Here is a 492-nt window from a genome sequence, read left to right as displayed (position 1 = left end):
AAAGGCCGCTCGCGTCGAGGCTTTGGAAAAGCAGGTCGATGATCTCGAGGCCCGAAATGCTGATGCCGATGAGCGCATCGAGCGGCTGACACAGATCCTGAAAGCTTTTGACCGCGCGCGCTTCGGGCGGCGTTCAGAGAAACTTGCAGCGGCCAGTGTTGATGACGAGCAGCATGCTTTTGTCTTTGAGGAGATCGAGACCGGTATTGCGGCGATCAGGGCCAAGGTTACGAGTGGCATCAACAAAGATGGCAAACGTCCACCGAGGCCACGCAAGGGCTTTGCGGCGCATCTGGAGCGTATCGAGGTGGTGATCGAGCCGGAAGACTTGCCGGAGCATACGGGTAAGACCAAAATCCTGATCGGAGAAGACATATCCGAACGCTTGGATGTCGTTGCAGCGAAGTTCCGTGTCATTGTTACGCGCCGTCCCAAATACGCTTTTAAGAACGAAGACGGCGTGATCCAGGCTGCGGCCCCGACACATATCAT

The 492-nt window shown here is 56.3% G+C and carries 1 protein-coding gene; it reads left to right on the top strand.

The window, feature by feature from the left end; genetic code table 11:
- On the top strand, positions 1-492 hold a 492-nt coding region (locus tag FS804_RS24715; RefSeq protein ID WP_186376981.1), incomplete at both ends, for an IS66 family transposase zinc-finger binding domain-containing protein.

This window comes from Agrobacterium sp. DE0009, assembly GCF_007680755.1.
Taxonomy (GTDB): Bacteria; Pseudomonadota; Alphaproteobacteria; order Rhizobiales; family Rhizobiaceae; genus Agrobacterium; species Agrobacterium tumefaciens_B.
The sequence above is the reverse complement of the archived record's forward strand: the minus strand, read 5'-3'. Positions and strand labels throughout refer to the sequence as shown.